Origin of the sequence: Lysobacter enzymogenes, from assembly GCF_017168095.1 — a bacterium.
Classification (GTDB): Bacteria; Pseudomonadota; Gammaproteobacteria; order Xanthomonadales; family Xanthomonadaceae; genus Lysobacter; species Lysobacter enzymogenes_D.
Window position 1 is genome coordinate 1 of the sequence record NZ_LXSD01000345.1, and the last position, 24,884, is coordinate 24,884.

23 protein-coding genes and 1 pseudogene are annotated in these 24,884 nt (G+C 70.9%); 14 read left to right on the top strand and 10 right to left on the bottom strand.

The features are described from left to right. The first annotated feature begins 129 nt into the window (after positions 1-129). From A7A76_RS12635 to A7A76_RS26580, 3 genes and pseudogenes are all read left to right on the top strand, one after another. The gene (locus A7A76_RS12635) at positions 130-861 is read left to right on the top strand and encodes an HAD family hydrolase (protein ID WP_206411514.1); all 732 of its coding nucleotides are present in this window, start codon (positions 130-132) and stop codon (positions 859-861) included. After that, complete coding sequence (locus A7A76_RS12640; RefSeq protein ID WP_206411515.1) at positions 858-2,234, top strand: leucyl aminopeptidase family protein; 1,377 nt, start codon at positions 858-860, stop codon at positions 2,232-2,234. The genes A7A76_RS12635 and A7A76_RS12640 overlap by 4 nt, the downstream gene beginning before the upstream one ends. Positions 2,235-2,241: 7 nt before the next feature. Next, positions 2,242-2,868, top strand: a pseudogene (locus A7A76_RS26580) (nucleoside 2-deoxyribosyltransferase domain-containing protein); the annotation flags it as partial. On the opposite strand, the gene A7A76_RS26585 reads toward A7A76_RS26580, so the two are convergent. Then, positions 2,813-3,100 carry a DUF6053 domain-containing protein gene (locus A7A76_RS26585; protein ID WP_428995142.1) on the bottom strand — a complete coding sequence of 96 codons (288 nt, stop codon included), beginning with the start codon at positions 3,098-3,100 and terminating at the stop codon, positions 2,813-2,815. The pseudogene A7A76_RS26580 and the gene A7A76_RS26585 sit on opposite strands and share 56 nt — an antisense overlap. Then, positions 3,030-3,218: a DUF6053 domain-containing protein gene (locus tag A7A76_RS26590; protein ID WP_428995140.1), complete on the bottom strand. Its 189-nt coding sequence runs from the start codon at positions 3,216-3,218 to the stop codon at positions 3,030-3,032. Before A7A76_RS26590 ends, A7A76_RS26585 begins: the two co-directional genes overlap by 71 nt. On the opposite strand from A7A76_RS26590, the gene A7A76_RS26595 reads away from it, so the two are divergent. The 7 genes from A7A76_RS26595 (at position 3,136) to A7A76_RS12675 (ending at position 12,816) form a co-directional block, all read left to right on the top strand. Next, positions 3,136-3,363, top strand: coding sequence for a DUF6053 domain-containing protein (locus A7A76_RS26595; protein WP_428995141.1), 228 nt, complete (start codon positions 3,136-3,138; stop codon positions 3,361-3,363). The two genes, A7A76_RS26590 and A7A76_RS26595, sit on opposite strands and share 83 nt — an antisense overlap. A gap of 132 nt (positions 3,364-3,495) precedes the next feature. Further along, positions 3,496-5,589 (top strand): DUF11 domain-containing protein, encoded by a 2,094-nt coding sequence (locus A7A76_RS12650; RefSeq protein ID WP_206411517.1) that lies wholly within the window; start codon positions 3,496-3,498, stop codon positions 5,587-5,589. Positions 5,590-5,816: 227 nt separating this feature from the next. Continuing rightward, the gene (locus A7A76_RS12655; protein ID WP_206411518.1) at positions 5,817-7,877 is read left to right on the top strand and encodes a GEVED domain-containing protein; all 2,061 of its coding nucleotides are present in this window, start codon (positions 5,817-5,819) and stop codon (positions 7,875-7,877) included. A gap of 198 nt (positions 7,878-8,075) precedes the next feature. After that, entirely contained in the window at positions 8,076-9,344 is a 1,269-nt protein-coding gene (locus A7A76_RS12660) for an efflux RND transporter periplasmic adaptor subunit (protein WP_206411519.1), read from the top strand. Between the two features lie 261 nt (positions 9,345-9,605). Beyond that, the gene (locus A7A76_RS12665; RefSeq protein ID WP_206411520.1) at positions 9,606-10,298 is read left to right on the top strand and encodes an ABC transporter ATP-binding protein; all 693 of its coding nucleotides are present in this window, start codon (positions 9,606-9,608) and stop codon (positions 10,296-10,298) included. Positions 10,299-10,311: 13 nt separating this feature from the next. Further along, positions 10,312-11,478 carry an ABC transporter permease gene (locus tag A7A76_RS12670; RefSeq protein ID WP_206411521.1) on the top strand — a complete coding sequence of 389 codons (1,167 nt, stop codon included), beginning with the start codon at positions 10,312-10,314 and terminating at the stop codon, positions 11,476-11,478. A gap of 12 nt (positions 11,479-11,490) precedes the next feature. Continuing rightward, complete coding sequence (locus tag A7A76_RS12675; protein WP_206411522.1) at positions 11,491-12,816, top strand: ABC transporter permease; 1,326 nt, start codon at positions 11,491-11,493, stop codon at positions 12,814-12,816. Positions 12,817-12,900: 84 nt separating this feature from the next. On the opposite strand, the gene rarD is transcribed toward A7A76_RS12675, so the two are convergent. From rarD to A7A76_RS12690, 3 genes are all read right to left on the bottom strand, one after another. After that, entirely contained in the window at positions 12,901-13,809 is a 909-nt protein-coding gene (gene rarD, locus A7A76_RS12680) for an EamA family transporter RarD (RefSeq protein WP_206411523.1), read from the bottom strand. Beyond that, positions 13,806-14,771 carry a drug/metabolite exporter YedA gene (gene yedA / locus A7A76_RS12685; RefSeq protein WP_206411524.1) on the bottom strand — a complete coding sequence of 322 codons (966 nt, stop codon included), beginning with the start codon at positions 14,769-14,771 and terminating at the stop codon, positions 13,806-13,808. The genes rarD and yedA overlap by 4 nt, the downstream gene beginning before the upstream one ends. 318 nt (positions 14,772-15,089) lie before the next feature. Then, a complete protein-coding gene (locus tag A7A76_RS12690; RefSeq protein WP_206411525.1) occupies positions 15,090-15,590 on the bottom strand; it encodes a GNAT family N-acetyltransferase in 501 nt (166 codons plus the stop codon). 151 nt (positions 15,591-15,741) lie between these two features. Between A7A76_RS12690 and A7A76_RS12695 the strand changes: the two genes are divergently transcribed. Next, on the top strand, positions 15,742-16,248 hold the full coding sequence (locus A7A76_RS12695; RefSeq protein ID WP_074861863.1) for an Lrp/AsnC family transcriptional regulator: 507 nt from the start codon (positions 15,742-15,744) through the stop codon (positions 16,246-16,248). Between the two features lie 141 nt (positions 16,249-16,389). Here the strand turns inward: A7A76_RS12695 and A7A76_RS12700 are convergent, their stop codons facing one another. Together A7A76_RS12700 and A7A76_RS12705 are read right to left on the bottom strand one after the other, a co-directional pair. Further along, complete coding sequence (locus tag A7A76_RS12700) at positions 16,390-17,313, bottom strand: methylated-DNA--[protein]-cysteine S-methyltransferase (RefSeq protein WP_206411526.1); 924 nt, start codon at positions 17,311-17,313, stop codon at positions 16,390-16,392. Between the two features lie 572 nt (positions 17,314-17,885). Further along, positions 17,886-20,099, bottom strand: a complete 2,214-nt coding sequence (locus A7A76_RS12705; protein WP_206411527.1) for a carboxy terminal-processing peptidase — start codon at positions 20,097-20,099, stop codon at positions 17,886-17,888. Positions 20,100-20,685: 586 nt separating this feature from the next. On the opposite strand from A7A76_RS12705, the gene A7A76_RS12710 reads away from it, so the two are divergent. Both A7A76_RS12710 and A7A76_RS12715 read left to right on the top strand, forming a co-directional pair. Next, positions 20,686-21,030 carry a hypothetical protein gene (locus tag A7A76_RS12710; protein ID WP_206411528.1) on the top strand — a complete coding sequence of 115 codons (345 nt, stop codon included), beginning with the start codon at positions 20,686-20,688 and terminating at the stop codon, positions 21,028-21,030. Then, on the top strand, positions 21,027-21,896 hold the full coding sequence (locus A7A76_RS12715) for a DUF6973 domain-containing protein (protein WP_206411529.1): 870 nt from the start codon (positions 21,027-21,029) through the stop codon (positions 21,894-21,896). Before A7A76_RS12710 ends, A7A76_RS12715 begins: the two co-directional genes overlap by 4 nt. 130 nt (positions 21,897-22,026) lie before the next feature. Here the strand turns inward: A7A76_RS12715 and lipA are convergent, their stop codons facing one another. The 3 genes from lipA to A7A76_RS12730 form a co-directional block, all read right to left on the bottom strand. Further along, positions 22,027-23,064 carry a lipoyl synthase gene (gene lipA / locus A7A76_RS12720; RefSeq protein WP_206411530.1) on the bottom strand — a complete coding sequence of 346 codons (1,038 nt, stop codon included), beginning with the start codon at positions 23,062-23,064 and terminating at the stop codon, positions 22,027-22,029. Between the two features lie 214 nt (positions 23,065-23,278). Then, positions 23,279-23,962, bottom strand: coding sequence for a lipoyl(octanoyl) transferase LipB (gene lipB / locus A7A76_RS12725; RefSeq protein WP_206411533.1), 684 nt, complete (start codon positions 23,960-23,962; stop codon positions 23,279-23,281). Continuing rightward, positions 23,962-24,240: a DUF493 family protein gene (locus A7A76_RS12730; protein WP_206411531.1), complete on the bottom strand. Its 279-nt coding sequence runs from the start codon at positions 24,238-24,240 to the stop codon at positions 23,962-23,964. Before A7A76_RS12730 ends, lipB begins: the two co-directional genes overlap by 1 nt. Positions 24,241-24,472: 232 nt before the next feature. On the opposite strand from A7A76_RS12730, the gene A7A76_RS12735 reads away from it, so the two are divergent. After that, positions 24,473-24,884, top strand: a 412-nt coding sequence (locus tag A7A76_RS12735) for a hypothetical protein (RefSeq protein WP_206411532.1), incomplete at its 3' end; no start/stop codon positions are given.

The window sequence follows — 24,884 nt, forward strand, 5'->3', positions numbered from 1 at the left end:
GCGCGCACCGGCTGCCGGACTTGCTCAAGCAGGCCGACCGGCTGGCGCGCGGCGGCTGAACGCGGCCGCGCGCGCGCTCGGCGACGCGCGTCGGCCATTGCGGCCGGCCCGGCAGGCTAAAATGCCGGCATGAGCTTCCCCGTCCGCGCCATCACCCTGGACCTCGACGACACCATCTGGCCGATCGCGCCGGTGATGCTGCGCGCCGAGGCGATCCTCGACCAATGGCTGCGCACGCACGCGCCGCGCACCGCCGCGCTGTACCCGATCGAAGCGGTGCGCGCGCTGCGCGACCGCATCGCCGGCGAGCGTCCGGACCTGGCCCACGACTACACCACCCAGCGCCGCCTGACCTTGCAGCACATGCTCGGCGAAGCCGGCGACGACCTCGCCCTGGCCGAGCCGGCGTTCGACGCGTTCTTCGCCGCGCGCTGCGAAGTCGAGCACTACGCCGACAGCGAAGCCGCGCTGGCGCGGCTGGCGGCGAAGGTGCCGCTGGCGGCGCTGAGCAACGGCAACGCCGACCTCAAGCGGATCGGGCTGATGCCGCTGTTCCGCTTCCAGCTCGGCGCGCGCGAGCACGGCCGGGCCAAGCCCGACGCGAGCATCTTCCACGCCGCCTGCGCGCGCCTGGAGCAGGAACCCGCGCACGTGCTGCACGTCGGCGACGACATCGAGCTGGACGTCGTCGGCGCCCGCCTGGCCGGCCTGCGCACGTGCTGGATCAACCGCGAGGCGCGCGCGTGGCCGGCGCATCACCCGCGTCCGGACCTGGAATTCCCCACCCTCACCGCTCTGGCCGACTGGCTGGACCGCGCCCCACACGACCGCACGCCCCGCACGGACACCGCCGCCGCATGACTCTGCCCCTGGGTTTCACCTCCTCCGACGCCGGCGCGCTGCCGCTCGATCTGGTCGGCCGCGCCGACTTCGCCGCCTGGCGCGACGCGCTGCCGGCGCCCACCGCCGCCTGGGTGCAGGCCCAGGGCTTCGACGGCGCGCCCGGCAGCAGCGTGCTGCTGCCCGGGCCGGACGGCCAGCTGATGGGCGCGGCGATCGGCATCGGCGATCCGCTCGACCCGTATTCCTACGGCCACGCGCCGTTCGCGCTGCCGGCGCGGACCTGGCGCACCAGCGGCCGCCACGAACCCGGCGTGCGCGACGCGCTGCGCCTGGGCTGGGGCCTGGGCAGCTACCGCTTCGACCGCTACAAGGCGGCGCCGCGCGCGCCGGCGCAGTTGCTGGTCGACGGCGCCGACGACGAAGTCTTCGCCGTGCTCGCCGCCAGCGTGCGCGTGCGCGACCTGGTCAACACCCCGACCGAGCACATGGGCCCGGCCGAGCTGGAGCAGGTCGCGCGCGAGATCGCCCAGCGCCACGGCGCCAAAATCGAAGTGACCACCGGCGAGGAACTGCTGGCGCAGAACTTCCCCGCCATCCACGCTGTCGGCCGCGCCTCGCACCGCGCGCCGCGCCTGATCGCGCTGGAATGGGGCGACGCCGCGCACCCGCACGTGGCCCTGGTCGGCAAGGGCGTGTGCTTCGACACCGGCGGCCTCGACCTCAAGCCCGCCGACGGCATGCGCTGGATGAAGAAGGACATGGGCGGCGCCGCGCACGCGATCGCCCTGGCCGAACTGATCATGGCGCGCAAGCTGCCGCTGCGGATCACCCTGCTGGTGCCGGCTGTGGAAAACGCGGTCGGCCCCGATGCGTTCCGTCCGGGCGAGGTGATCGCCACCCGCCAGGGCATCAGCGTGGAGATCGACAACACCGACGCCGAAGGGCGGGTGATCCTGTGCGATGCGCTGACCTACGCCGGCGAACTCAAGCCGGCGCTGCTGCTCGACTTCGCCACCCTGACCGGCGCGGCGCGCATCGCGCTCGGCCCGGACCTGCCGGCGCTGTACTCCAATCAGGACGCGCTGGCGCAGGACTGGCTCGACGCCGGCAGCGCCCAGCGCGACCCGGTCTGGCGCATGCCGCTGTGGCGCCCGTACTTGCGCTACCTCACCAGCCACATCGCCGACATCGCCAACGGCGGCCCGTCGAAGATGGCCGGCTCGGTGACCGCGGCGCTGTACCTGGAGCGCTTCGTCCCGGCCGACCAGGCCTGGGCGCACCTGGACGTGTACAGCTGGAACGACGCCGACCGCCCCGGCCGCCCGGCCGGCGGCGAAGCGCAGGGCCTGCGCGCGGTGTACGCGATGCTCAAGTCGCGCGCGGCGCGCTGAGGCGGGGATGCGCGTGCATGGCCTGACGCGCTCGGTCGCGCTGACGCTGGCGCTGGCGGCGACCGTGGCTGCGGCGCCGGCGCTGGCGGATGCGGCGCCATCGCAGACGGCGAAGGCGGAGGCGGCGGGATCGCCGCCCGCATCGCCGGCTCCATCCGCATCGATTCCATCCGTACCGGCTCCGTCCGCACCGGCTCCATCCGCATCCAGTCCATCCGCATCCAGCCCGTCCGCCTCCAATCCGGCGACCGCCGGATCGGCGCAGCCGGCCTCCGCCGCCGCCGCGCGCTCCGAGTTGCTGCGCTCGCCCGCGCCGATCCCGGCCGACGACCGGCTCAAGGTCTTCCTCGCCGGCAGCATCGACATGGGCGGCACCCAGGACTGGCAGGCGCAGTTCGCGCGCGAACTCGCCGACGAAGGCGTGGTGCTGCTCAACCCGCGCCGCGAGGACTGGAACCCGGCGTGGAAGCCGGTCGCCGAGGAACCCGAGTTCCGCCGCCAGGTGGAATGGGAACTCGCCGCGCTGCAACGCGCGGACGTGATCGCGATGTACCTGGCGCCGGGCTCGCAGGCGCCGGTCAGCCTGCTCGAGCTGGGCCTGCACGCCGGCTCGGGCAAGGTGCTGCTGGCCTGCCCGGACGGGTTCTGGCGCAAGGGCAACGTCGACATCGTCGCCCAGCGCTACGGCATCCCGAGCTACGACAGCCTGCCGGCACTGGCGCAGGCGGTGCGCGCGCGGCTGGCGGAACTGCGCCGGGCGCGGACGCGCTGACGGCAGCGGACGTGGCAGGGGCTTCAGCCCCGATGCTTTCCGATAAGGTCGCCGTGATCTGCCACAACAGCATCGGGCCTGAAGGCCCTCCCACAACCGCCCGGTCTTTGCGGAAGGGCCGCGGCTTTTGTGGGAGGGGCTTCAGCCCCGACGCCCTTGTGCCCGATCGCCGCGAACCGCGCCGAAAGCATCGGGCCTGAAGGCCTTCCCACCCAAGCCGAAAAGCCTCGGGCCCGAAGGCCCTGCCTCGCAAAACCGAAAACGCCGCTCGCCTGTCCGCTGCGCCCCCCGTATCGCGTTGATTCCTTTCGGTTCCGGGCAGCCCAGGCAAATCGGCTGCTGACCTATCGCCCATGAAATGTGATTTGTGGCACACTTATTAAGTGTTATGAATCACTGTAGTCCGCCCGGGCCGCGCGTCCGGGCCCAGGGCCGCCAGGCAGCCTCAGCGCCCGAACCTTCGCAGTAAGGCTCGAAACAGGGGAATCCATGAATCGCTCGACCCAACTCGGCCGCACGGCCGGCGCGCTGCTGTGCGCGTTCGCGCTGGCCTTCGCCGGCAACGTCCTGGCCAGCGGCGCGACCACCCAGCGCGTGGCCAACGCCGCCGGCGGCGCGCAGACCGACGGCTCCGATGGCCTGCGGGTCACTTGGGGCAGCAACAGCCAGTTCCAGGTGCGCCTGGGCAACGCCGATCAGGTCTACAACGCCGGCGCCACGCCCACCAACGGCACCCTGTTCAACAGCGTCTACCTGCGCGTGGATCGCGGCGCCGGCGCGGTGCGCGTGTACAACAACGCCAACAACGCCAACCAGGCCGCGTTCGCGCTGTTCACCCAGGTCTCGCAAAGCGCGCTGACCGGCGCCGGCACCGCCGCTTCGCCCTACCAGACCACCACGGTGCTGCGTCCGTCCAATACCGCCGACAACGCCATCCTGGTCACCATTGTCGACAGCTACGTCACCCCGCAGGCCTGGTTCACCCGCCGGGTCACCCTGACCGGCATGCCGGCCAACGGCGCGACGATCAAGTTCTATCAAAACGTCGACACCTACCTGCAAGGCGGCGACAACGGCCCCGGCTTCAGCCGCACCACCTCCGGCAACACCACCGGCCGCCCCGACCTGGTCGGCGTGGCCAAGGGCAGCCAGTTCGAAGCGCTGTGGTGGGAGCCCTCCTCGGGCACGCCGAACTGGGACCGCTATTTCAGCGGCAGCTACACCTTCCCGCAGTGGCAGATCTGCAACGGCAACAACGGCCAGAGCGCCAGCTGCACCACCGCCGGCGGCAACCTCAGCAACGCCATCGACGCCAACGCCGCCACCGACAACGGCATGGCCGCGCAGTGGAACATCCCGGCCGGCGCGGCCAGCTTCACCGCCGAGTACCGCATCACCTTCGCGCTGGCCTCGGTCGACCTGGTCAAGCGCTTCGCCCCGGCCACGATCAACGCCGGCGGCGTGTCCACGCTGACCTTCGAGCTGACCAACAAGAGCGTCAACGCCACCAACAGCATCCGCTTCACCGACACCCTGCCGGCCAACGTGGTGGTGGCGCCGACGCCGAACGTGCGCACCAACTGCCCCGCCAGCGGCGCGCTGGGCACCAACCTCGGCGCGATGACCGTCGCGGCGACCGCCGGCAGCGGCACCATCACCGTCAACAACGCCACCGTCAACGGCGCCGCCGCCAACGGCGGCCAGCTCGCCTGCCAGATCACCGTCGACGTCACCTCGGCCACGGTCGGCGTCTACCACAACACCAACGCCAGCATCGGCAACACCAACAATCTGGTGAACCTGGTCGGCGACGAAGTCCTGACCGTGGTGCAGCCGCAGCTCACCGCGAGCAAGTCGGTGACCGGCGCGCTCGCCGCGGGCCAGACCGGCGCGGCCGCGGACGGCTACTTCAGCATCGGCGTGCAGAACAGCGGCAGCGGCCCGACCAGCGGCGCGATCTCCATCGTCGACACCCTGCCGGCCGGCTTCAGCCTGGTCGCGGCGTCGAGCGCGCAGGGCGCGGTCAACTGCGGCACCCTGCCGGCCGCCGGCACGGTCACCTGCAGCTTCACCCCGACCGCGCCGATCGCCGCCGGCGACAGCGCCAGCGTGCGCCTCAACGTCGCCATCCTCGCCACCGCGACCGGCTCGCCGGTCAACCACGTCGCCGTCGCCGGCGGCGGCGATCCCGACCCGCTGCCGGCCTGCCCGGCCGCCGGCAATCCGCAGTGCGCGCAGACCCCGGCGCCGATCGCGGTCAACGTCAGCCTGAGCCTGGTCAAGAGCGAGCAGCCGGCGTCGACCACCTACACCCCGGGCAACGGCAGCACCTACACCTTGCGCGCCTGCAACGCGAGCGGGCCGGCGGCGGCCAACGGCGCCACCCTCAACGACCCGCTGCCCAACGGCGCGCGCCTGTCCGCCGCGTGGACCTGCAGCGGCACCGGCGGCGGCACCTGCCCGGCCAGCGGCGGCGCCGCCGGCGATGCGGCGGTGGCCATCGCCGGCGTGGTCCTGCCGGTCGGCGCCTGCGTCAACGTGTTGGTGCCGGTGACGTTCAACCCCAATCCGGGCAGCTACTGACACCGCCGCGGGCGCATCGCGCCCGCACGCTCCCCGCCGGCGTCACCCCACCCAGGCCGGCCGATGCGGCAGGACGCGGCGCGTGTCCGTCCTGCCAAGCGCTTCGCGTTTTAACCCCTGAGTTACGAGTTTTGGTGTCTTTAGCACTGATAAAGTGCACGCCACCTATCGCATCTGGGGCCCCGGTCTAGGTCGGGGTTTGCGATCGTCCACTCGGGAATCCATTGATGCAGATCACGAATTTCCGGTCGCGCGCGACCGGCTTGCGATTCTGTGCGGCGACGCTGTGCGCGCTCGCGCTCGGCCTGGGGTCGGCCGCGCAGGCCGCGCAGTTCAACAACGCCACCGCCAGCGGCACCACCGGTACCGCCGGCGCCTCGACCAAGCCCTATCCCTCGGCGTTGACGGCGACCTATACGCTCGCCGGCGGCACCAACGTGCAGATCGTCGCCAACAACGTGCCGCTGACCACGCTCGGCGGCGCGACGGCGGCGATGTTCAGCCCGAACGTGCCGACCACGACCACCGGCATCCAGCTGCAGACCGTCGGCGCCTCGTGCAACTTCGCCACCAACGCCGCCATGACCGTGGCCTGCGGCAACATCGGCAGCACCCTGACGATCAGCTTCAGCCGGCCGGTGACCAATCCGGTCGTGCACTTCCTCGGCCTGGGCAGCGTGCGCAGCATCACCGGCGATACCGTCACCATCACCGCCGGCCGCACCACCCACACCCTGTCCGGCTCGAGTCCCGCCGGCGCCACCCTGACCACGCTGCCCGGCGCGGTGAACCTGCAGCCGCTGAGCAACGCGCCGCTCAACAGCACGCTGGACCTCGCCGACCCCACCTACAACGGCACCAACTGCACGACCATCGCCGCGCCGGCGACCAAGCTCGCCGGTTGCGGCAGCGTGCGCGTCAACGGCACGGTGACCTCGGTGACCTTCACCATCGGCATGTCGGGCACGCGCAACGTCTTCAACGCGACCATCGGCAACGCGCTCGGCGACGACGGCTACATGGTCACCACCACCGTCGACGAGGACTTCGGCGACGCGCCGGCCAGCTACGACCCGGTCGAAGCAGCCAGCCACATCGTCGACGGCCTGCGCCTGGGCGCCACCATCGACGCCGACAACACCAACGTGTTCAACAGCACCCCGGCGGTGACGCCGAGCCCGAACGCGGTCGCCGCCGGCGCCGACAACAACGGCGCCAACGGCGACGGCAGCGACGAAGACGGCCTGACCACGCCGCTGCCGACCCTGCACACCGGCCTGATCGGCCAGACCTACTCGCTCGCGCCCACGCTCAGCGGCGGCACCGCCGCCGGCACCGTGTGCGGCTGGATCGACTTCAACCGCAACGGCGTGTTCGACACCGCCGAAGGCGTGTGCAACGCGGTCGCCAGCGGCGCGACCTCGACCACCTTGAACTGGACCGTGCCGGTCGCCACCACCGCCGGCCGCAGCTACGTGCGCCTGCGCGCGAGCCAGGGCGCGCAGCTGAGCACCTCCACCCCGACCGGCCGCGTCGACAGCGGCGAGGTCGAGGACTACATGATCGAGATCAAGCCGGCGATCCAGGTCATCAAGCAGCTCAATCCCACCGGCGCCACCGGCCGCTTCGACCTGGGCATCGGCGGCACCGCGTTCGCGGTCAACCAGGGCCACAACGGCACCACCGGCTTCCGCACGCTGTACCACAACAGCGCGTCGGGCGCGCCCGACCTCACCGTCGCCCAGAACATCGCCACCACCGCGATCACCACCACCGTCGCCGAAGTCCCCAACGCCGCGACCACGGCGCTGTACACCGCCACCTACAGCTGCGTGGACGGCGCCGGCGCCACGGTCGCGACCGGCACCGGCACCAGCATCAACATCACCCTGCCGGTCTCGGTCACCGGCGCCGCCGCCAACGGCCGCGCCCAGGCGGTCGTCTGCACCTTCACCAACCGCCTCAACACCTCGGCCTTGTCGATCGTGAAGAGCGACAGCGCGGCCACCTACACCCCCGGCGGCCCGACGACCTACACCCTCACCGCCTGCAACGCCGCCGGCGCCGACGCCGCCAACGGCGCGACCATCGCCGACACCCTGCCCGCCGGCGCGACCCTGTCGGCGCCGTGGCAGTGCGTCGGCAGCGGCGGCGCGACCTGTTCGGCCGGCAGCGGCGGCGCCGCGGGCGGTTCGACGATCAGCCTCAGCGCGACCGCGCTGCCGGCCGGCGGCTGCCTCAACATCACCGTGCCGGTGTCCTTCAGTTCCAACCCGGCCAATTACTGAGCCCCGCGCATCGCCGGGCTCGCACCGCCGGCTTGCGGGCCGGCCGGCGCCGCGCAGGCGCCGGCCGACATCCGCCGCGGGTGACAACTGTCAGACCCCGGCGCCGACAGCGGCGCTGACAAAAACTGACTTTAAGCAGGTTGGATCGAGCCGGTGCCGCGGTCACACTACGCAACGTCTGGCGTCCTGGTTGGGAACATGAGCGCATCCGCCGATCTGTTGAAGGAACTCCGCATCGACCGCAATCGCCCGCCGCCGCCCTCGGGCCCGGGCCGCGGCGTATTGATCGGCGTGGCGGTCTTGCTGGTCGCGGCCGCGGCGGGGGGCTGGTTCTTCTTCGGCCGCAGCGCCGGCGCGCAGGTGCGCACCGCCAGCGTCACCGCGATCGGCGGCGGCGGCGGCGGCGCCGGCGCATCGGTGCTCGACGCCACCGGCTACATCGTCGCCCGCCGCATCGCCACGGTCTCGGCCAAGATCACCGGCAAGGTGCGCGAGGTGATGATCGAGGAAGGCCAGCGCGTCGAGGACGGCCAGATCATGGCCACGCTCGACCCGATCGACGCCAACGCCCAGCGCGAGCTCAGCGCCGCCCAGCTCGCCGCCGCGCAGAGCGACGTCGCCCGCGTGCAGGCCCAGCTCAAGGAAGCCGAGGCCAACGCCGCGCGCCTGTCGTCGCTGACCCAGCAGCAGCTGGTGTCGCGCTCGCAGTACGACCAGGCCGTCGCCCAGCGCGATTCGCTGCGCGCGCAGTTGCTGACCGCGCAGCGCAACGTCAAGGTGTCCGGCGACAGCCTGCGCATCTCCGACCTCGGCGTGGACAACACCATCGTGCGCGCGCCGTTCGCCGGCGTGGTCACCGCCAAGGCCGCGCAGCCGGGCGAAATCGTCTCGCCCCTGTCGGCCGGCGGCGGCTTCACCCGCACCGGCATCGGCACCATCGTCGATATGGACTCGCTGGAAATCGAAGTCGACGTCGGCGAAGCCTTCATCGGCCGGGTCAAGCCGAAGATGCCGGTGGAGGCGACCCTCAACGCCTACCCGGACTGGAAGATCCCGGCCGAGGTGATCGCCATCATCCCCACCGCCGACCGCGGCAAGGCCACGGTCAAGGTGCGCATCGCGATCAAGAGCCGCGACGCGCGCATCGTCCCCGACATGGGCGTGCGGGTCAGCTTCCTGGAGCAGGCCGCGGCCAAGCCCGCCGGCGCCGCCCCGGCCAAGCCCAGCGCGATGCTGCCCAACGCCGCGCTGGCCCAGCGCGGCGGCAAGGACGTGGCGTTCGTGGTCGAAGACGGCAAGGCCCGCCAGGCCGAGCTGACCCTGGGCCGCAAGCTCGGCGACGACCGCGAAGTCACCGCCGGCCTCAGCGGCGGCGAGACGGTGGTGCTCGATCCGCCGGATTCGTTGCAAGACGGCGCCAAGGTGCGTGTCGAAAACGAAGGCGCCGATTCGTCGGATACACGTTGACGCGTTGACGCGAACACGTTGACGCGCGCAGACGCCGACGCGTCCGCGCGCCGACGCGGACGCATCGACGCTCCACGGCGACCGCGGCCCTTCGGCCGGCGGCCGCCGCCGCAATCCCGCGCGGCAGCCTCAGCGCCGCGCGCGCTCCACCGGTCCGCGACCGGCGCGCCTGCGTGCGCGCGGCGCCCGCCGGTTCCGCACACGCACTGCACCCGCATCCGCACCCACACCGCATCCGCACACCGCCCGAGGACGTCGAAGATGGACACCCTGGTTTCGATCAATCACCTCACCAAGACCTATCAGCGCGGCCCGGAAAAGGTCGAAGTGCTGCACGGCATCAACCTGGACATCGCCAAGGGCGACTTCGTCGCGCTGATGGGCCCGTCGGGCTCGGGCAAGAGCACCCTGCTCAACCTGATCGGCGGCCTGGACAACCCCAGCAGCGGCGAGATCACCATCGAAGGCGAGCGCATCGACCGCATGAGCCCGGGCCAGCTGTCGCAGTGGCGCAGCCGCCACGTCGGCTTCGTGTTCCAGTTCTACAACCTGATGCCGGCGCTGACCGCGCAGAAGAACGTCGAACTGCCGCTGCTGCTGTCGCCGCTGAGCGGCGCGCAGCGCAAGCGCAACGCCGAGATCGCGCTGACCCTGGTCGGCCTGGCCGAGCGCCGCAATCACCGCCCCAACGAACTGTCCGGCGGCCAGCAGCAGCGCGTGGCGATCGCCCGCGCGATCGTTTCCGACCCGACCCTGCTGATCTGCGACGAACCCACCGGCGACCTGGACCGTCAGGCCGCCGAGGAAATCCTCAACCTGCTGCGCCTGCTCAACCGCGAACACGGCAAGACCATCGTCATGGTCACCCACGACCCGAAGGCCGCCGAGTACGCCACCCACACCCTGCACCTCGACAAGGGCACCCTGGTCGAGCAGCAGCCCGGCGCGCACTGAGCGGAGACCGGCCATGAAATATTTCCATCTGATCTGGGCGGAGCTGATGCGGCGCAAGACCCGCACGCTGCTCACCCTGCTGTCCATCGTCGCCGCGTTCCTGCTGTTCGGCCTGCTCGACGGCGTGCGCGAAAGCTTCGACCAGGCCGGCAACAGCGCCAACGGGGTCAAGCGCCTGCAGACCGGTTCGCGGCTGTCGTTCATCCAGCCGCTGCCGATGTCGCTCAACGACCGCATCGGCCAGGTGCCGGGCGTGAAGCAGGTGTCCTACGCCAACTGGTTCGGCGGCGCATACCAGGATCCGCATAACCAGATCTTCAGCTTCGCGGTGGCGCCGAACTATCTCGACCTGTATCCGGAAATCCAGGTCGACAAGGCCCAGCGCAAGGCCTTCGACAACACCCGCACCGGCGTGCTGGTCGGCGCGCAGCTCATGCAGCGCTTCGGCTGGAAGGTCGGGCAGAAGCTGCCGCTGCAGTCGACCATCTTCCCCACCCGCGACGGCAGCAAGAACTGGAGCTTCGACATCGTCGGCGTGATCGAAGCCGCCGACAAGAAGACCGGCGGCTGGTACGACCAGATGGTGCTGCTGCACTGGAAGTACTTCGACGACTCCAACCCCTACAACCGCGGCCAGGTCGGCTGGTACATCACCGAGGTCAGCGACGTGAACCAGGCCGACCGCGTGGCCAAGGCGATCGACGCGATCTCGGCCAACTCCGACCACGAGAGCAAGACCCAGACCGAAGCGGCCTCGGCGGCCAACTGGATGAAGCAGATGGCCGACATCGGCCTGATCGTCGGCTCGATCATGGGCGCGGTGTTCTTCACCCTGGTGCTGCTGACCGGCAACACCATGGCCCAGGCGGTGCGCGAACGCACTTCGGAACTGGCGGTGCTCAAGACCATCGGCTTCCCCGACCGCAGCGTGCTGATGCTGGTGCTGGCCGAATCGGTGCTGCTGCTGTTGATCGGCGGCGTGATCGGCGTGGGCCTGGCGCGCGTGCTCGGCCCGATCGTCAGCGCCGCCAGCCGCGGCGCGATCAACGTGCCGCCGATCAGCGGCAGCAGTTGGGCGATGGCGCTGGGGCTGATGGTCGCCATCGGCCTGGTGGTCGGCGCGCTGCCGGCGATCCGGGCGATGCGCCTGAACATCGTCGACGCCCTGTCCGGGCGCTAACGGAGACTGCACATGAACAAGCTCGTCAAATTCGGCCGCGGCCTCCTCATCGCGCTGTTGCTGAGCGCCGGACTGGCGCTGTGGGCGATGGCGCCGTGGCCGGTGCTGCTGGCGCTCGCCGCCGCGGTCGCACTGTGGATGCTGCTGACCCGCAGCGGCCAGCAGGCCGCCTCGGTCGCCGGCGTCGGCATCAGCACGCTGCGCCAGCGGCTGGGTTCCTCGTCGGTGGTGGTGATCGGCATCGCCGGCGTGGTCGCGGTGCTGGTGGCGATGCTGTCGATGGCCGAAGGCTACCGCCAGACCCTCTCGCGCACCGGCAGCGACGACAGCGTGCTGGTGCTGCGCGGCGCCTCGGCGGCGGAAGTGATGTCGACCCTGGACCTGGCCAGCATCAACGTGATCGAACAGGTGCCCGGCATCGCCCGCGGCCCCGACGGCCGCCCGCTGGCCTCGCCGGAGACCGTGGTCGCGGCCAACCTGCCGGTCAAGGGCGCGGGGCCCGACGTGGACGGCAGCGTGCAGCTGCGCGGCGTCGGCGACCGCGCCTGGCTGGTGCGGCCGCAGGTCAAGATCGTGCAGGGCCGCAAATTCGAGACCGGCAAGCGCGAAGTGGTGGTCGGCAGCGGCGCGCAGCGCCAGTTCGCCGGCCTGGAGGTCGGCAAGCAGATCCGCCTGGGCAGCGAGCAGTGGACCGTGGTCGGCGTGTTCAAGTCCGGCGACGCGATGGACTCGGAAGTCTGGGCCGACGCCGAGATGGTCGCGGCGACCTACCGCCGCGGCGCCTCGCGCAACGCGGTGGTGGCCAAGCTGACCTCGGCCAAGGAGTTCAAGAGCTTCAAGGCCGCGCTGGCCGGCGACCCGCGCCTGCAAGTGGATGTGACCACCACCGCCGACTACTTCGCCAAGCAGTCCGAGACCATGACCACGGTGATCCGCGTCATCGGCATCGTGGTCGGCTCGATCATGGCCATCGGCGCGGTGTTCGGCGCGCTCAACACCATGTTCGCCACCGTCGCCACCCGCGCGCGCGAGATCGCGACCCTGCGCGCGATCGGCTTCCGCGGCCTGCCGGTGGTGGTGGCGGTGATGCTGGAGACGATGCTGCTGGCGCTGGTCGGCGGCCTGATCGGCGGCTTGCTGGCGTGGGCGATCTTCAACGGCTACACCGCCTCCACCATCGCCGGCGGCGTCGGCCAGCTGACCTTCGACTTCCGCGTCACCGGCGCGTTGCTGTGGAGCGGATTGAAGTGGGCGCTGGCGATCGGCTTCGTCGGCGGCCTGTTCCCGGCGCTGCGCGCGGCGACGTTGCCGGTGACGGCAGCGCTGCGGGCGTTGTAAGCCGGCTGCGGCGAACGCTGCGAAAAACAAAAGCCCCCTTCGCGAGAAGGGGGCTTTTCGTTTGTCCGCCGGAGCGCGCTGGGGTTATGCCGCCGCCCCGGCCGCCGCCAACCTGCGCGAGCGCAGCACCCCTTCGCTGGCGAACACCGCCAGCCCCGCCCAGATCAACGCGAAGCCGATCGCGCGCATGCCGTCGAAGGCCTCGCGCAGCACCAGCCAGCCGATCAGGAACTGCAGGGTCGGCGCGACGTACTGCAGCAGGCCGATCGCGGTCAGCGACACCCGCCGCACCGCGTAGGCGAAGCCGATCAGCGGCAGCGCGGTCAGCGCGCCGGCGATCACCAGCAGCGCGTCGATGCCCAGGCCCCAGCCGCCGAGGAAGCCGCCCATGCCCTGGGATTCGCCCCAGACCATCAGCGCCAGCGCCGCCGGGAACAGGTAGACGTTCTCCACGCCCAGCCCGGTCACCGCTTCCACCGCGACCAGCTTGCGCACCAGCCCGTACACCGCGAACGAGATCGCCAGCCCGAGCGCGATCAGCGGCGGACGGCCGTACTGCACGGTCAGCCAGGCCACGCCGGCGAACGCCAGCGCCACCGACACCCATTGCATCGCGCGCAGGCGTTCGCCGAGGAACAGCACGCCGAGCATCACGCTGACCAGCGGGCCGATGAAATAGCCCAGGCTGGTCTCGATCACATGGCCGGCGTTGACCGCCCAGATGTACAGCCCCCAGTTGAACGCGATCAGGCAGCCGCTGACCGCAAGCATGCCGGCCTTGCGCGGCTCGCGCAGCACCTCGCGCAGCCAGTGGCGGCCGTTCTTCCAGCACAGCCACGCGGTCACCAGCAAGGTGCTCCAGACGATGCGGTGGGCCACGATCATCAGCGAGGGCACCGAGTTGAGCAGATGCCAGTACAGCGGCATCAGCCCCCACAGCACGAAGGACGCGACCGCGATCCACAGGCCGCGGCGATCGGTGCCGGTATTCATGTCGATTTCTCCAATTCGCCCGCGGCGGCGGCGGCCGGCGCGGGCGCGGCCGCCGCGACGGCGGTCTTGCCCGCGCGCGCCTTGGCCAGGGTGATGATGACCACGCCGACCAGGATCACCGCCATCGCGCCCAGGTCGTGGGAGGTGAAACGTTCGCCCGCCAGCAGCGCGCCGAACAGTACCGCGATTGGCGGATTGACGTAGGCGTAGCTGGTCGCCAGCGCCGGCCGCACGTGGTGCAGCAGCCAGATGTAGGCGGTGAAGCCGAAGATCGAGCCGGCCACGACCAAATACAGCAGCGCCGCGGTGGCGCTGACGCTCGGCCAGGCATGCATGCGCTCGCCGCTGACCGCGGCCGCGCCGAGCATCCACGCGCTGCCGGTCAGCATCTGCGCGCTGGCGGCCATGAACGGCGACGGCAGGTCGAGGTCGCGGCTCCAGATCGAGCCCCAGGCCCAGGCGATCGGCGCGACGATCAAACACACCAGCCCGAGCGTGGACGCCGACAGCTTGCCGCCGGCGTTGAGCCAGACGACGCCGGCGAACCCCACCGCCAGGCCCAGCCATTCGATCTTGGCCGGATGCCGCCCGCGCATCATCGCGAACACCCCGGCGAACAGCGGCATCGACGCCACCGCGATCGCCGCCAGGCCCGAATCGACCTGGGTCTCGGCCAGGTTCACCAGGCCGTTGGACAGCAGCACCATGAAGATCGACAGCACCCACAGCGTGCGCCACTGCTTGCGCGTCGGCGGCGCGGCGCCGCGCCAGCGCAGCACGGCGTACATGAGCGCGCCGGCCAGGAACATGCGCGCCGCGCCGAGCAGGAACGGCGGGTAGCTCTCCAGCGCGAAGCGGATGCCGAGGTAAGTCGAACCCCACAGCACGTAGACGGAGGCCAGGGCGAAGCCGACGGCCAGCGGGCCGGGAGCGCGGTGATCGGAGGAAACGGCGGCGCCCATGGGCAAGTACTCGCGGGGAACAGCGGTGGCGGGGGACGCGCCGGCCGCAGGCGGCGCCGGCAGGCGAGAGAACGACGGCAGAAAAACCAGCGACACGACCGGCGCGCAAGGCGACGGGGGAAAAACGCGATAGCTTGACGCGCCCGCGGGCGGCGCGGAGCGAGAAAAACTTGAGTCAGCCTGTAGCAAAGCTTGAGTCCGCGCGGCCCAAGGCCGTGCGCCCTCGCGCGTCCGCATCCGTGCGGCGCGGGCGCGCGGCCCGCCATGGGCGCGCTTCGTGCGCGCCGGTCCCCTGCGGCTTCGCGCCGCCGCGCCGGCTCAGTCGCCGGCGAGCCAGCGCGATACGCTGGTGCGGCCGCTGCCGGCCACGCGCCGGCGCGGGTCGTCGTAGACGTCGATGACCTCGAAGCCGGCCTTGCGCATCATCCCGGCCGAGCCTTCGTTGTCCTCGTGGCGTTCGATGTAGATCTCGCGCAGGCCCATCGCGCGCATCCGCTCCACCGCCTGCGCCAACAGCCGCGAGCCCAGTCCGTGGCCGCGATGGCCGCGATGCACCACCGCCTCGCCGACATGCCCCTGCCAGGCGATCTCGCGCCCGGCCGGCTGGTAGCGGTGGAAGGCGTCGCTGGGTTCGAACGTGACTACCGCCACGATTTCGTCATCGGCCAGCGCGACCAGCGCCTGGGTGCGCCCACGCCCGATCCCGGCCAGGTGCGCCGTCAGTTCCCGCTCGGGCAGGTAGTTCCAGGGATTGGGCCCGTGTTCGCGGATCAGCGTCAGGATCTCGCCGATCTGCGCGGGTACAGCGGCTTGCGTCACGTACCGGGACATCCCGGGGGCGTCCGTTCTTGAAGGGTCGGGGGAAGGCGCCGGCACATAAAAATTCCTCATGGCCTCGACGCAAGAATAGCGTATCGATGTCAGTCAAATTGCGGTTGAATATTTATCCGCGCGGACGCAAAAATCTTGCATGAACGCTGCCCCCCTGGTCCTGGACGAGTTCGATCACAAGCTGCTCGAACTGTTGCAACACGATGCCTCCGCCACCCTGAGCGAACTCGGCGACGCCGTCGGCCTGTCGCCGAGCGCGGTACAGCGGCGCATGACCCGCTACCGCCAGGACGGCCTGATGCGCCAGGTCGCGGTGCTCGACCCGATGGCCCTGGGCAGCACCCTGGCCGCGGTGTGGGTGACGATGGAGCGCGAATCGGCCGAAGGCAACGCCTCCTTCCACGCCCGCGTGCGCGCCGCGCCGGAGGTGCAGCAGTGCTACACCCTGGCCGGGGAATGGGACTACCTGGTGATCCTGGCCACCACCGGCGTCGCCCACTGCCGTCAGGTGGTGGACCGGCTGTTCCTCGACGAAGGCAACGTCAAGCGCTACGACACCCACCTGGTGTTCGACGTGGTCAAGCACGGCCTGGAGCTGCCGACCCGCGACGCCCCGCGCGCGGCGCGCAAACGCCGCGGCGCCTGAGCGGCGCTTGCGCTGCTTGAGCGCCGCTTCGGCCGGCCGCGCAAGCCGCGCATCTCCCTGTAGGAGCGGCGCAAGCCGCGACCGCGCCCTCTCAAACTCGCGCCGCAAGCCCGAAGCCGCAGCCCGGCGCATGACCGCCCCTCAAGCCGCCCGCTCGCGCTGCAACAGCCTGTCCTTCAGCGGCAGCCCCCAGCGATACCCGCCCAGCGACCCGTCGCCGCGCACCACCCGGTGGCACGGCACCACCACCGCCACCCGGTTGTGCGCGCAGGCCTGCGCCACCGCGCGCGCGCCGCGCGGCGAACCGATCTGCCGCGCCACCTCTTCGTAGCTGCGGGTCTGGCCGGGCGGGATCTTCATCAGCGCGTCCCACACCTTCTTCTGGAACGCGGTGCCGATCAGGTCCACCGGCACCTCGCGCTCGCCGCCGCCGAGCGCGTCGGCCACGGCCTGCACGCGCGGGGCGAGGAATTCGTCGCGGCCGGCGTCGACCCGCTCCAGCGACGCGCGCGGGAACTCCTCGCGCAGGCGCGCCTCCAGCGTCGCCGCGTCGTCGCCGAGCTCGACCATGCAGATCCCGCGCGCGGTCGTCGCCACCAGCGCCAGGCCCAGCGCGGTGCGGGCGACGCTCCAGCGGATCTGCTCGCCGGCGCCGCCGGCGCGGTAGCGCGCCGGGGTCATGCCCAGCTTCGCCGCGCCGGCCTCGTACACGCGCGACGGCGAGCCGTAGCCGGCGTCGTACAGCGCGGCGCTGACGTCGTTGCCCTCGCGCAGCGCGCTGCGCAGGCTGCCGAGCTTGCGCTGGGCCAGGTACTCGGCCGGGCTGAGCCCGAAGCGCGCGCTGAAGCGGCGCTGCAGGTGCGAAGCGCTCAGGCCGACCGCGGCCGACAGCTCGGTCAGCGACAGTTCGCCGCCGTCGAGCAACTGGCGGGCGCGTTCGAGCTTGTCGGTCGAAGGCGCGGAGGCCGAAGACGCAGACGTCGAAAGCGCGGACGACGAAACACCGGCGATCGCCTGAGCGGCGGGGCCGGAACCGGACTTGCGCAGGGGGGATTTGGCGTTCATGGGGCAAGACTAGGCCTGCGGGCGTCGGCTCGCTATCCGCATCTTGTGCGCGGGCGATTCGTTCGCCGGCGGGGCCTGGGGGGACCGGGATCCAGGCTTGCGGCGCGAATTGAAACCCCGTGGTCGCGGCTTGCGCCGCTCCTACAGGGGCTCCGGCGAGTTTCGTATCCGACTGTAGGAGCGGCGCGAGCCGCGACCGCAGGGCTTCGATCTCGCGCCGCATCCCGGAGGTCGCGGTCGCGGCTTGCGCCGCTCCTACAAGGGCTCCGGCGAGTTTCGTATCCGACTGTAGGAGCGGCGCGAGCCGCGACCGCGGGGCTTCAATCTCGCGCCGTACCTCGGAGGTCGCGGTCGCGGCTTGCGCCGCTCCTACAGGGGCTCCGGCGAGTTTCGTATCCGACTGTAGGAGCGGCGCGAGCCGCGACCGCAGGGCTTCGATCTCGCGCCGTAACTCGGAGGTCGCGGTCGCGGCTTGCGCCGCTCCTACAGGCGCTTATCCGACTTTCGTGTCGCGCAAAAAGAAAGCGCGCCGAGGTCGGCGCGCTTTCGGTATTGCGAACCAGCGGCCAGGCTCAGTCGGCCCAATGCCCCGGCCGCGTCGCGGTCGGCAGCACCTGCGCCGACAACTGCCGGTCGGCGTTGAGCAGGCGCACCGCATCGGCCAGGATCGAGGCCGATTCGCGCAGCAGCGGGTCCGGACGCTTGTCGGCCAGCTTCTCGCGTGCCGCATCCTTGACGATGTCGCGCTCGGACGAGGCCAGCCCGTCGTCGGTGGCGTCGTCGGCCAGCGGGTCCAGGGCCAGGCCGAGCGTCTTGCGCTCTTCCTGGCGCTGCTTGCGCTTGGCGTCCTCGCGGTCGCGCTCGGCGCGGCGCTCGGCCTCGTTGAGCGAGATCCACTTCTTGGCGCGCTCTTCGCGGAACTGCGCCACGTCCTGCGACCACCACTGGAATTCCTTGTCGCCGGCGATGCGCGCGCTGTGCAGGGTCTCCAGCTTCGGCAACAACGGCGCGAAGTTGCCGTAGCTGGTGTGCTGCACGGCGGCGATCTTGGTCCACGGCAGCGCGTTGTCGTAGGTGCTCTCGCCGTACTCGGTGGCGTCGACCGACACCGGGAACGCGAGGTCGGGCACCACGCCCTTGTTCTGGGTCGAGCCGCCGCTGACGCGGAAGAACTGGGCGATGGTCAGCTTGACCTGGCCGAAGCGCGCGGTCTCGTTGGCCGGCCAGCGGTCGAGGTCGACCAGGTTCTGCACCGTGCCCTTGCCGAAGCTGGTCTCGCCGATGACGAGGCCGCGGCCGTAATCCTGGATCGCGCCGGCGAAGATTTCCGAAGCCGACGCCGAGCCGCGATTGATCAGCACCGCCAGCGGGCCTTCCCAGGCGATGCCGTTGTCGCTGTCGCCCTCGACGCTGACCCGGCCGCCGGATTCGCGCACCTGCACCACCGGGCCGCGGTCGATGAACAGACCGGTGAGCTCGATGGCTTCGTTGAGCGAACCGCCGCCGTTGTTGCGCAGGTCCAGCACCACGCCATCGACCTTGTCGGCGCGCAGCTTGGTCAGCAGCTTGGCGACGTCGCGGGTGGCCGAGGCGTAGTCGTTGGCGTTCTTGCGGCGGCCTTCGAAGTCCTGATAGAAGCCCGGCAGCTTGATCACGCCGATGCGCTTGGCCGGGCCGTCGCCGGCGGCGGGGATGTCGATGATTTCCGACTTCGCCGCCTGTTCCTCCAGCCGCACCTTGTCGCGCACCAGCACGATGCGGTTGGGCTTGCTGTCCTGGCCGGCTTCGGCCGGGATCACGTCCAGGCGCACCTTGGTGCCCTTGGGGCCGCGGATCTTGGCGACCACGTCGTCGATGCGCCAGCCGATCACGTCTTCCATCTGTCCGCTGTCGCCCTGGCCGACGCCGACGATGCGGTCGCCGGGCTTGACCAGATGGCTGCGCGCGGCCGGGCCGCCGGGGATGATCTCGCGGATCGCGACCACGTCGTCCTGCTTCTGCAACTGCGCGCCGATGCCGTCGAGCGACAGCGACATGGTCATGTTGAAGTTGTCGGCCGACTTCGGCGTGAGGTAGTCGGTGTGCGGGTCGATCGCGTTGGCGTAGCTGTTGACGAAGGTCTGGAACACGTCCTCGCCCTTGAGCTCGCCGATGCTCTTGGCCATGTTGGCGTAACGCTTGTCCAGCGTCTTGGCGATGTCGTCGGGCTTCTTGCCGGCCAGCTTCAGGCGCAGCCAGTCGTTGCGCACCGACTGCTTCCACAGCGCGTCGACCGCGGCGGTGTCGGCGGCCCACGGCGCTTCCTTGCGGTCGTAGTCGTAGCGCTCGTTGCCGGTGAACTCGAAGTTGCCGGGCTGCTTGAGCAGGGCGCGCGCGTAGGCGACGCGCTCGTCCACGCGCTGGCGATAGGTCGAGAAGATGGTGTAGGCGGGGGTCAGGTCGCCGCTCTTGATCGCGTCGTCGAGCTTGTTCTTGAACGCATCGAAGCGGGCGATGTCGGCCGCGCTGAAGAACTGCTTGTTCGGATCGAGCGATTCGAGATAGCGCTTGTACATGTCGGCCGACAGCGCATCGTCGAGCGCGCGCGGCCGGTAGGCGTAGCGGCTGTCGGAGAGCAGGCCGTAGACCAGCTTGGCCGCCGTGGTCTGGTCGGCGGTGGGCGCGCTGGGCAGGGTCGAAACGGAGTTCGCGGACGCCGCGCCGTCGGGCCGCGCCAGCAGCGCCAGCGGAGCGGTCAGCAGCAGGCCTGCGAACAGGGTCAGGGCACGCGTGTTCTTGGAGGTCATCGCGGGGTCTTCCCGGCCGGGGGAGCCGGACTTGGCGGTTGCAGCAGGAGGATGATGCGGCGTTGGACAAGCCCACAGTGCCGAAAGTTGCCGGCCCTGTCACGCGACCGGGCGCAATTGCGTGTTGCGGGCACGAAACCGGTTCAGCATTGTCGCCGGCGCGGCGCGGATCGGGTGCCGCGCACTCGCTCCAGGCGCCGCGGCTCACCGGATTTCACCGGACTTCACCCGCCCGAGCCCTGTCTCGCCGGGCCGCGCCCGCGCGCCGCCGGGCCGGCTTGTCGCCCCATCGGGACTGGACTATGTTGGCCCGGTGCAAAGCGACGGCCGCGCCGCGGCCGCCCCACCGATCCGCAACTGCCCCGCGCAGCTGCGCCTGGAGTCCGCCAATGGAACTGGCCGCGCTGAAATCGCCCCGTTTGCGGCCGGCCGCTTCGATACCGGCCAGGCCGCGCCGCCACCGCGCGGACGCGCCCCCGTCCGGCCCGCCCCGCGCCGGCCCCGCCGCCTTCCCGGTCCCGCCATGCGCCTGACCCGCCTCGCCCTGCTGATCGCCCTTTCCACCTGCTTTCTGAGCGGATGCCCCATGTCCCACACCGACGACGCCCAGCAGTACTTCACCCGCCAGGTCGCCAAGCTGCTCGAAGGCCGCGACTCGGCCGTGGTCGACGCCGCCCAGCTGACCGACTTCGACTGGCAGACGCTGTGCTTCGAGCGCGAAGACGCGCTCGAGCTCACCTTCAGCGGCGCCGGCGCCGACAAGGTGTTCCGCTTCGGCTACGAGGACTATTTCGTCGCCGAGCCCTACGTCGAGCGCTCGCCGGCCGAGCGCTGCATCGGCCGCCAGGACAAGCTGGTGCTGAAGAAGAAGTACCCGGGCTACAAGGACACCGTCGAATTCCAGCTCGCTGAGGGAGCGGCCGCGCCATGAGCAATCCGATGAGCGACATCAAGCGCGGCATCGAGCAGGACGCCTACCGCTACTACGAGCAGCTCAGCGGCCAGACCCTGCAGCGCCGCGCCGACGGCAGCTTCGCCGGGCAAGGCCATAACGACGCCCTCGACGCGTTCCGCCACGCCTACACCAGCGGCCGGGTGACCCAGCTGTCGATGGACCAGCAATGGGTCGCGCGCAGCTACGGCGACGACAACGAGATCGGCCCCAAGCATCCCAACGATCCGCGCGAACACCGCATGGACCTGTGGAACAACGAAGTCGGCCGGCGCCTGGGCGACGAGGCTTCGGGCAAGGACGAGCTGGCCAAGCGCTGCTACGAAGCGGTGCGCAACGGCACCTTGATCACCAGCCTCAACGACGCGCGCATCGGCCAGCTGTATCCGGGCGATCCGCGCCTGCAGCGGCCGCAGGGCGATCCCGAGCGCGAGCTGATGACCAAGGAGGACGTGGCCAAGGTCAACCGCGACGTCAGCCACGCGCTCGACCACCCGCGCCTGCCGTTCCCCAAGGACCATCCCGACCGCGACCTCTACGACAAGCTGCGCGGCGGCCTGCCGGCTCAGGTGACCGACGAGAAGGTCGCAGAGGCGGTGCTGGCGACCAAGCGCGCCGGCATGCACGAGCCCAGCGACATCGGCAAGGTCGCGCTGCAGAACGACCAGATCTTCATCGCCGGGCGCACCCCGGGCTTCCACGCCCAGGTCGACGCGGGCAAGCCGGCGCCGGACATGAGCGGGACCGTGCAGCAACTGGACTCGCACAACCGCGCCGAGGCTTACGAGCAGAAGAACCAGCAGCAACAGCAGCAGCAACCGAGCCAGCAATACGGCGGACGCTGAGGCGCAGGCGCAGGCGCAGGCGCGGCGCGCGGCGTAGGCCGACCCGCAAACGAAAAAGCCGGCGCGATGGCGCCGGCTTTTTCGTTTCGACACGGACGATCTTCTTCGCCGCGCGCAGGCCGCGTCGCGCTTACGCCACCGCGAACCCGGCGTCGATCGCCTGGCGGTCGGCGTGATACGACGAGCGCACCAGCGGGCCGGAGGCGACGTGGGTGAAGCCCAGCGACATGCCGTAGACCTCGAGCTCCTTGAACTCGTCCGGCGTCCAGTAGCGCAGCACCGGGTGGTGGTGCGGGGTCGGCTGCAGGTACTGGCCGATGGTGATCATGTCGACGTCGTGCGCGCGCAGGTCGCGCAGGGTCGCCTGCACCTGCTCCATGGTCTCGCCCAGGCCGAGCATGATGCCGGACTTGGTCGCCACGTTCGGATGCTGGGCCTTGAACTTCTGCAGCAAGGTCAGCGACCACTGGTAGTCGGCGCCCGGACGCACGTTGGCGTACAGGTCGGGCACGGTCTCGACGTTGTGGTTGAACACGTCCGGCGGGTTATGCGACAGGATCTCCAGCGCGCGTTCCATGCGGCCCTTGCCGCGGAAGTCCGGGGTCAGCACTTCGATCTTGGTGCGCGGGCTCTGCGCGCGGATCGCGGCGATGCAGTCGACGAAGTGCTGGGCGCCGCCGTCGCGCAGGTCGTCGCGGTCGACGCTGGTCACCACCACGTACTTCAGGCCCATGTCGGCGACGGTGTTGGCCAGGTTGACCGGCTCCTGCGGATCCGGCGGCTTGGGCCGGCCGTGGGCGACGTCGCAGAACGAGCAGCGGCGGGTGCAGACCTCGCCGAGGATCATGAAGGTCGCGGTGCCGTGGCCGAAGCACTCGTGGATGTTCGGGCAGCTGGCTTCCTCGCACACGGTCACCAGGCGGTTCTCGCGCAGCTTGGCCTTGAGCTGGGCGACCGAATTGCCCGAGGGGATGCGCACGCGGATCCACGAGGGCTTGCGCAGCACCGGCGCGTCGGCGAACTGCACCGGCGAGCGGTTGATCTTGTCGCCGCCGAGCTGCTTGGCGCCCGGGGTCATGGTGGTGGATTGCAACACCGCCGGCGCCACGACCGGATCGGCCGCGCCGACGACGGTGAGCGGGATGGTCTTGCTGGCGGTGTCGCTCATGTGTGCATCGACTCTGGAGATTGGACTCCCTCTCCCGCTTGCGGGAGAGGGCCGGGGTGAGGGCAGCGGCGGCCTGCGGCGGTATCGCGGCGCCTGGCGGATTCGTGGGCCCTCATCCGCCCCCTGCTTTCGCAGGGGCAGGCCCTTCGGGCACCCTCGATTAAAGCATTCGAGGGCAGGCTCTTTTCCCGCAAACGGGAGAAGGAAAAGCGCGTCAACCGAAATTCAACGGCGCCGCATCCTCGACGCTCAAACCGAACTGGCGCGCGATGTTCGCCACCAGCACCGGCTTGACCTGGTCCATGCCCGAGGGGCCGCCCAAGTCTAGCACCGAGGTCACCTGCAGCCCCTGGTAACCGCAGGGATTGATGCGCTGGTACGGCGACAGGTCCATCGCGATGTTGAACGCCAGCCCGTGGAAGGTGCAGCCGCGGCGCACGCGGATGCCCAGGGCCATGACCTTGGCCCCGGCCACGTACACGCCCGGGGCGCCGTCGCGGCGCGCGCCTTCGATGTTCCACTCGGCCAGGGTGTCGATCGTCGCCTGCTCGATCCGGTCCACGTACTCGCGCACGCCGACCTTGAGCCGGCGCAGGTCCAGCAGCGGGTACAGCACGATCTGGCCGGGGCCGTGGTAGGTCACCTGGCCGCCGCGATCGACGTGGATCACCGGGATCTCGCCCGGCATCAGCACGTGCTCGTCCTTGCCGGCCTGGCCGAGGGTGAACACCGGGTCGTGCTCGACCAGCCACAGCTCGTCGGGCGTGTCGGCGTCGCGCGCGTCGGTGAAGGCCTGCATCGCCCGCCATACCGGTTCGTAGGGCTGGCGGCCGAGGTCGCGCAACTGCGCGCGCGGCGGCGCGGACGGGCCGCCGAAGACTTCGGCGACGGCGTCGATTACAGCGTCCACTTCACTTCCGGGTGGTCGCGCAGCACCTGGTGGGCCAGGTCGTACTGGGCCCGGTCGGCGGCGCGGAAGGTCAGCCGGACCGAGACGTACTTGCCGGTCGAGGACTGCTTCCACTGGATGGTTTCGGTCTCCACGTCGATCCCGGCCTCGAGCAGGCGCTTGGGCAGCTCGCGCTCCAGGCCGGCTTCGGCGGCGCCCATCGCGCTGAGCTCGAAGGTGCCGGGGAATTGGAAGCCGTGTTCGGGGTTGTCGGAATGAATGTCCATGAGCGCCATTATGGGTCCGCGGCCAGGGCAACCCAAGCGCGGCGGCGGGACGGCGGCATTGCGCTGGTGGAACGCGGCCGCCTCGGCGGGCCGCCCAGCGGCCGCGGCCGCGGGCGCCGGATTCCCGCCAGATTCGGCACGGCCGCGGCGCGCCACGCCGTTGCGCCCGCAGTCTGCCGAAACGCCACGACAGACGTTAACGTGGAGCTCCCGCTCCGCAGTTCAGGCCACGATGGGTCCGCGCGACCGCCAGCATTCGATCCGCCTCAAGGCCCCCGGCCTGCTCGTCCTGCTGCTGTTCGCCGCGGCCCTGGCGGTGGCCGTGCCGGCGCTGCGCCGGCCCGAGCGCGCCGGCTGGATCGCGCTGCCGCCGCAGCCGATGGAGGCGACCGATTCGGACGTGCGCGAACTGCTGCGCAAGTCCGCGCAGCTCGCGCCCGCCGGCCAGCCGGCCCTGGCCGTCGGCTGCGGCGCCGACGACGTCGAACCCGAACGCCTGCCGCCGGACTTCGCCCGCCCGCCGGCCCCGGCCGACGCCGACGAGGCGCCGCTGGAAGAGCGCTACGCCGTGCTGATCGGCGGCCCGGACCGGCGCCCGTGGCGGCTGGACATCGACGTGCGCGGCGAGCGAGCGCGCCTGCGCG

Coding starts and splice junctions, on each gene's coding strand:
- A7A76_RS12700 (WP_206411526.1), bottom strand. CDS start 17,313: ATGAACGCCAAATCCCCCCTGCGCAAGTCCGGTTCCGGCCCCGCCGCT.
- A7A76_RS12655 (WP_206411518.1), top strand. CDS start 5,817: ATGCAGATCACGAATTTCCGGTCGCGCGCGACCGGCTTGCGATTCTGT.
- A7A76_RS12650 (WP_206411517.1), top strand. CDS start 3,496: ATGAATCGCTCGACCCAACTCGGCCGCACGGCCGGCGCGCTGCTGTGC.
- A7A76_RS12640 (WP_206411515.1), top strand. CDS start 858: ATGACTCTGCCCCTGGGTTTCACCTCCTCCGACGCCGGCGCGCTGCCG.
- A7A76_RS12715 (WP_206411529.1), top strand. CDS start 21,027: ATGAGCAATCCGATGAGCGACATCAAGCGCGGCATCGAGCAGGACGCC.
- A7A76_RS12730 (WP_206411531.1), bottom strand. CDS start 24,240: ATGGACATTCATTCCGACAACCCCGAACACGGCTTCCAATTCCCCGGC.
- yedA (WP_206411524.1), bottom strand. CDS start 14,771: ATGGGCGCCGCCGTTTCCTCCGATCACCGCGCTCCCGGCCCGCTGGCC.
- A7A76_RS12665 (WP_206411520.1), top strand. CDS start 9,606: ATGGACACCCTGGTTTCGATCAATCACCTCACCAAGACCTATCAGCGC.
- A7A76_RS12635 (WP_206411514.1), top strand. CDS start 130: ATGAGCTTCCCCGTCCGCGCCATCACCCTGGACCTCGACGACACCATC.
- rarD (WP_206411523.1), bottom strand. CDS start 13,809: ATGAATACCGGCACCGATCGCCGCGGCCTGTGGATCGCGGTCGCGTCC.
- A7A76_RS12695 (WP_074861863.1), top strand. CDS start 15,742: ATGAACGCTGCCCCCCTGGTCCTGGACGAGTTCGATCACAAGCTGCTC.
- A7A76_RS12660 (WP_206411519.1), top strand. CDS start 8,076: ATGAGCGCATCCGCCGATCTGTTGAAGGAACTCCGCATCGACCGCAAT.
- A7A76_RS12710 (WP_206411528.1), top strand. CDS start 20,686: ATGTCCCACACCGACGACGCCCAGCAGTACTTCACCCGCCAGGTCGCC.
- A7A76_RS12675 (WP_206411522.1), top strand. CDS start 11,491: ATGAACAAGCTCGTCAAATTCGGCCGCGGCCTCCTCATCGCGCTGTTG.
- lipA (WP_206411530.1), bottom strand. CDS start 23,064: ATGAGCGACACCGCCAGCAAGACCATCCCGCTCACCGTCGTCGGCGCG.
- A7A76_RS12670 (WP_206411521.1), top strand. CDS start 10,312: ATGAAATATTTCCATCTGATCTGGGCGGAGCTGATGCGGCGCAAGACC.
- A7A76_RS12705 (WP_206411527.1), bottom strand. CDS start 20,099: ATGACCTCCAAGAACACGCGTGCCCTGACCCTGTTCGCAGGCCTGCTG.